Below are 6,055 nucleotides of genomic sequence, written 5' to 3'. Positions count from 1 at the left end.
TTTAAAATTATGAATTTTTTTAAGAAAAATGAGACTAAATATGCTGCATGGGAATAATCAACTTTTAGACGCCAGGGTAATACATTGAAGATGATGCAAAAACACGTGCTATAAAAATATATACTATTGTTTCTCCAGTTTCTGGCGAACTAGTACGCATTAATCTCACTGAGGGTGATAAAGTAAATAAAAATGAAGTAATTGCTATCATTCAACCCAAAATCCCAGTCTTGCTTGATATTCGGACAAAGCAAGAATTAGAGCAAGAATTGGGTACTGCCGAAGCGTTATATGAGCAGGCTAACGCAGAGTCGATTCGTGCTGAAGCAGCACTTAAGACCGCCGAGTCGGATTTAAAAAGAAAACAGCCATTGGTAAAAAAAGGATTTGTTTCGGAAACAGAGTTAGAACATACCCAATTGGAATATCAATTAAGACAAAAAGAATATAATGCTGCATTGCGAAAACTGCATGCAGCAGAGCATTATATTTTAAAAGTTAAAGCATCACTCTCAGGAACAGTAGATAATGAAAAAAATCCGCAAGACAAGATTGAGATTCACTCTCCTGTTGCTGGTTCAGTTTTAAGAGTTATTGAAAAAAGTGAGACTACTGTTGAGCCTGGTACAAAAATTATGGAAATTGCTAATGTTGTGGGTCTTGAAGTCGTAGCTGATATATTAAGCGAGGATGCAGCAAAAATACCTCCTTATGCAAAAGTAATGATAAAACGATGGGGTGGTTCTTATCCCTTGGAAGGTCGCGTGCGAGTTGTTGAACCCAGTGGTTATACGAAAATATCAGCGCTTGGAGTCGAAGAACAACGAGTTAATGTCATTATTGATATAATCACACCACATGAATTATGGAAGAACCTCGGAGATGGCTATAGGGTAGATGTAGAAATCATTCTTTTTGAATCGGTTCATTCCCTGGTTGTACCAATGAGTGCTTTATTTAGAGATGAAGAAAATTGGGCTGTTTTTGTTGTGAAGAAACATAGAGCTTATAAGCAGAAAGTTGTTATAGAACATCATAATCCAGATCTGGCGGTCATAGAAAAAGGTTTAAAGCCAGGAGATGAGGTAATTCTTTATCCTAGCTCTTTGATTCATGAAGGAGTCTTAATTAAGCAATGATGTGTTTAACCAGTTACTTATCCCTTATAGAGGAGTTTGTTGATAAGGGGGATAACTTGATCAAAGTCCCTGATTGACCTTCGAAAAACATGTCTCCAAAGTAATACGGTTGGATCATGGTACCTTGAGTCATTGCAGGAAGTAACGGTGATCGCGCGATTTCCACGCCAGTTAGAGCATTTCTCCAAACTGCGAAATCATTGTGATTATTACCAGGAATCTCTCCAGTCGGAATGTCAGTACCAACTAATACACGACTTTCTGTGGGGTTAATAAGTGTGGTGAACTCAGTGGTTCTTTGATCAGCGGTCCAAATTATGTTTAACCCGCTTTCAGAAATTTTAATGGCAGCAATTTTTCCTGGTAACGAATCACTTGCATAAATTAAGTTAGTAGCAGGATCACCAGAAACAGACATAGGAGCCCAGCTTATTGCTTGTCCTTTATCCGCAGTAGCGGTAGAAAATGCTGCACTAATCTCCGGTGGGATAGGATCTCCTATAAATGGCTGAATAGAAAATTGATTCACTGCATTATTTTGGTTAATGCTAATGACGCTTAATGCTGTTCCTGAAGGAAGCGTATTTGTTTGTGCTACGACCCAATCATTGATCACCACAAAAGAAGTACACAGCGTTTGGCCGGGCAATGTGATGGTGCCAGGGTTCCATGAACTATCTTGTATGAAGAAGCCTCGTTCAACTACATAGCGAATAGCAGTTGTTGCTTCAAGTAAATAAACATAATTTTTATTCTTATATTGAGTCACTGTTGGCCTTGCACCTACGGGTGCAGGCAGAGTGATGTTGTCAATCACTCGCATAGTTTTCGGGTTAACTGAGATTAAAATTGAAGGAGGTACATCTGTTGGATCTGGGCATTGCAATAAAGCGTCAGGACCTTGAACAGTACACCCGGCTTGGCGATATACTGACTTCATGATAATAGTTCCATCTGCCGTAGCATTGAAACCATTGAATGACGTGTTTTTAGGAAGTCCACGCCCAGTCGGAAGTACTAATGTTGTAATGACCTGCCCTGTTTCGGGATTAATCTTTGCTAATCGGTAACCGTAGCTCACATAAAGGTATCCATCATCTAAAATACCTAATGAACCGGGATAATCCCATTCTCCATTTTCATAAGTATTAATTAATTGATTATACCAAATGGGTTGGAGTGTTATGGGATTTACTCGCGCGACATAGGCACCAATCGAGCCTGGAACATCACCATAACCACCGCCATAGATGAACGCATAATTAGAATTAAGATACGACATGTTATAACCGGATGGATAGCTTGTGGACGAATTAAGGGTATGGACTACATTATTACCATCCATTGAACCACCAAAGCTCGCCTGAGAAAATACATGAGAACGGCCAGAATTATAATGTTCAAACGCTTCTATAGAAGGATACCATGGGGCATTATTGTTCTTCATGGCCACAATATTGGCCGCAGTTTTATCACTGACCGTGAATAGGCAATAACCGTTGTTGCTAGCTGTACAACCAGACAACACATAACCTGGGGTATTGATTTTAATTCCAGCAAATGAATAGGTATGATTGGGTATGGTTGTAAATAGGGTTAATGTTAAGGCTGAGACCTTATAATCCTGACAGGATGCTGGCCCTTTACCATTTAAACATAGAGTAATATTGAGATTTGCTGGTTCGCCCGTTGCCGAAACATTAAAAAACTGACTACTTGCTGAAAAAGCACTTTGATGAACTATCAATAGTAATGCAACAACTAAATTTCTTCTTAAGTATTTTATCATTGGTTAATCCATTAACTATAAGTTGCGTTAAAAAGGAGTTACGTATTCATTTAATGTATTAATATGGCTACTCTCAGTTAGGGTATTAGTAATTGATTGGTAGGATCTTGACACAAATCAAAGAACTTGTAACTACATCTAACAAAATGAGTCTATTTGATTTTTAACGCGTGTTTAAATATCTTTCTTTTCCTGATATGCCATAATATTCATATATTAAATGATGAAATTTACTTAGATATGGAAATTCATACTCAGAAGCAATTATGTTTTTATGTGGTCCATGAAGACCCCAATATAATTAAGTTAATTGCAAACGAATTGAACGCATCAGGACATAAAATGTTCTCTACAGCAGATGCGGCTGATGTGCTTGTTCAAGTGAATAAGCTCAAACCTGACTATATATTAATCGAGCATACCTTAACTGAAACGATTAAAAAGCTTTGTAATTCAAATAAATATAAAGTGGTTCTTTTATCCTTAGATCCCAGCAGGCAAAACATAAGTCCATATAAATTAGGCGCGCAGGGTTGTATTTATCAAGTGAACCAGATGGAATTATTTACCAAGCAGCTTAACCGCATTATTGAAGACAAGATTGATATGGAATTTTGGGGGGTAACAGGTGCATTTCCAGCGCCAGGGGAAAACTTTATCAAATATGGTGGACACACTTCATGCATCACATTAAATTTTGTCAATGAACGCACTATCATATTAGACGCAGGTTCTGGAATAATCCCATTAGGTGATGAGTTAATCACTAAAAAACAAAATCCCATAGAAGCGGATATTTTTATCACGCACCAACATTGGGATCATATTCACGGATTAACCTTTTTTAAACCCTTATACCATCCTCAAAATCGATTTAATTTTTATGGTCCGCCACAAGGAGTAAAAAGCGTTCATGAATTATTATCAGGACTGATGGATGGCATCTATTTTCCGGTTAAGATTGATAATTTACCATCAATACGTTCCTATCACGATTTAATCGCCGATCAAAAGCTTGAAATTGATAATATCAGGATATCGACAATCGCACTTCAGCATCCATGTGTAACCTATGGTTATAAAATTCAATACAATAATAAAATCATAAGCTATATCACTGATAATGAGTTATATGATAAATCACATCACTTATATAATGCCGATTTTGTACGTAATCTCATTCAGTTTACGATGGGTTCAGATATTTTAATTATCGATTGCTCGTTTACCGATGAAGAATACGATGCAGGGCGTGTATCCTGGGGACACTCATGTCCTAGGCAGGTAGCTGAATTCGCACATTTGGCCCATGTAAAGCAACTTATCTTGCATCATAACGACCATCATGAAACCGATCAGGTTGTCGATACCAAATTGATGGCGACTCAAAAGTTGTTAAGTGAACTTGGATCAAAGACGCGATGCATTGCACCTGAGTACCGACACGTAGTGCGCATCTAAGTTTGGTATCAGTAATCAGGTTACGCCTGCTGGTACTCATTAACGGACCGATGAATTGTTTAAAAAACTGACGATCCATCAGGGTTTGAGCTTGGCCTGAAGTATCATGGAAGAAATAGCGCGGAAGCCTTATCTTTTTTACTTATAACGGCGTAATTAAAAAATTATAGACAACGAGCCTACCTACTAGTAGAATACTTTTCATGAAAACATCTAAGAAAACAGAAATCCTGAATTGTGCTCAAGAACTGATCCAGCGAAGAGGCTTTAACGGCTTTAGCTATGCGGATATTGCACATTTAATCGGCATCCGTAAAGCGAGTATTCACCATTATTTCCCAACAAAAGCTGACTTGGGAATAGCAGTTGTTGAGCGTTATAGGGAACTATTTAACCTTGCTTTGGATGAGATCGATTTAGAAAAAAGTTTGGAAGGGAAAATAAACCGCTATGTTTCTTTATATAAAGATGTGTTGAAACAGGATAGGTTATGTCTTTGTGGCATGTTAGCCTCCGATCTTGCAACCTTGGAGCCAGAGCTTCAAGCGATTGTTAAAGAATTTTTCTTAGATAATGTCGCATGGCTTTCTAAAGTATTAACTGACGAATATCCAAGCCGCTCAAAAAATAGCGTTAGCGGTATAGCATGGCAGATCATTAATTCATTGCAAGGCGCGACTCTGATAAGCCGAATTATGAACGACACAAAAGCTTTTGATGCCAATTGTGACACACTGATGCATCAATTGCGGCAAATCAAATAACTGGGTAAGCGGACAATTATAATTGTGAGCTTATTTTTTTAAGTAAATTACCTACCATTTAGTAGGTAGTCTTAATGGGAGAAAAAATGAAAACGAACCAAACATCACTTATTGTTGGCGGCAGTAGCGGCATAGGCAAAGAGGTTGCGAGGCTCATTCTGCTTAATAAGGGAAAAGTGATCCTTGTTGGTCGTGATGAAGGCAAATTATCTGAAACCAGAAGGGAATTAGCGGCAATGGGAGAGGTGTCGTCCTATCAATGTGATATCACCAATCCCCAGCAATTAAGTCATTTTATGAAGGAAATTCAAAATCTATCCATTAATTATTTAGTTAATAGTGCAGGAACGTTTGCACCAAAATTATTTGAAGATCATGTATTTTCTGATTTTGATCAGTACCATGCTATCAATAAGGGGCTATTTTTTATTACCCAGGAGGTCGTTAAGAGTAGTATGAAAAAATGCGGTGGGTCTATTGTTAATATAGGTTCTATGTGGGCAAAGCAAGCGATAAAGGCAACCCCATCCTCAGCCTATTCTATGGCTAAAGCAGGATTGCATTCTCTTACACAACATTTGGCAATGGAGTTGGCGGCTTATAATATTAGAGTCAATGCAATATCTCCAGCTGTAGTCGAAACTCCTATTTACAATGCATTTATTCCTAAAGAAAAGATACACGAAACCTTAACTAGTTTTAATGCATTTCACCCCATTGGCCGCGTGGGCACATCAAATGATGTGGCAGAAGCCGTCTGCTTTCTTCTTTCCGAAAAAGCATCTTGGGTTACAGGTGCTGTATGGGATGTTGATGGTGGGGTTATGGCGGGCCGGAATTAAATTTCAAGTTTATGGGGACAAATTTGAATATGTTGACGATTGTTACAGAACTCCTATGTG

General features: G+C 38.1%; 5 protein-coding genes. 4 read left to right on the top strand and 1 reads right to left on the bottom strand.

Features of this window, described 5'->3' with window-relative positions:
- Positions 1–83: 83 nt before the first annotated feature.
- On the top strand, positions 84–1,139 hold the full coding sequence (locus tag Lstg_RS07640) for an efflux RND transporter periplasmic adaptor subunit (protein WP_115324579.1): 1,056 nt from the start codon (positions 84–86) through the stop codon (positions 1,137–1,139).
- A gap of 13 nt (positions 1,140–1,152) precedes the next feature.
- Here Lstg_RS07640 and Lstg_RS07635 read toward each other — a convergent pair whose 3' ends face one another.
- A complete protein-coding gene (locus tag Lstg_RS07635) occupies positions 1,153–2,928 on the bottom strand; it encodes an SMP-30/gluconolactonase/LRE family protein (RefSeq protein ID WP_058477074.1) in 1,776 nt (591 codons plus the stop codon).
- A 240-nt stretch (positions 2,929–3,168) separates the two neighbouring features.
- On the opposite strand from Lstg_RS07635, the gene Lstg_RS07630 reads away from it, so the two are divergent.
- The 3 genes from Lstg_RS07630 (at position 3,169) to Lstg_RS07620 (ending at position 5,995) form a co-directional block, all read left to right on the top strand.
- Positions 3,169–4,389 (top strand): MBL fold metallo-hydrolase, encoded by a 1,221-nt coding sequence (locus Lstg_RS07630; protein WP_115324578.1) that lies wholly within the window; start codon positions 3,169–3,171, stop codon positions 4,387–4,389.
- A 203-nt stretch (positions 4,390–4,592) separates the two neighbouring features.
- Complete coding sequence (locus Lstg_RS07625; RefSeq protein WP_058477072.1) at positions 4,593–5,153, top strand: TetR/AcrR family transcriptional regulator; 561 nt, start codon at positions 4,593–4,595, stop codon at positions 5,151–5,153.
- A gap of 86 nt (positions 5,154–5,239) precedes the next feature.
- On the top strand, positions 5,240–5,995 hold the full coding sequence (locus Lstg_RS07620; protein WP_115324596.1) for an SDR family NAD(P)-dependent oxidoreductase: 756 nt from the start codon (positions 5,240–5,242) through the stop codon (positions 5,993–5,995).
- Positions 5,996–6,055 lie beyond the last annotated feature (60 nt).

The organism is Legionella steigerwaltii, from assembly GCF_001468065.1.
Lineage (GTDB): Bacteria > Pseudomonadota > Gammaproteobacteria > Legionellales > Legionellaceae > Legionella > Legionella steigerwaltii.
Note: the sequence above shows the minus strand (reverse complement) of the source record. Positions and strands in the feature narration are given on the sequence as shown.

What these genes read in the sequence shown, in the direction of transcription:
- Lstg_RS07635 (WP_058477074.1), bottom strand. Translation starts at nt 2,928, where the DNA reads ATGATAAAATACTTAAGAAGAAATTTAGTTGTTGCATTACTATTGATA.
- Lstg_RS07630 (WP_115324578.1), top strand. Translation starts at nt 3,169, where the DNA reads ATGGAAATTCATACTCAGAAGCAATTATGTTTTTATGTGGTCCATGAA.
- Lstg_RS07625 (WP_058477072.1), top strand. Translation starts at nt 4,593, where the DNA reads ATGAAAACATCTAAGAAAACAGAAATCCTGAATTGTGCTCAAGAACTG.
- Lstg_RS07620 (WP_115324596.1), top strand. Translation starts at nt 5,240, where the DNA reads ATGAAAACGAACCAAACATCACTTATTGTTGGCGGCAGTAGCGGCATA.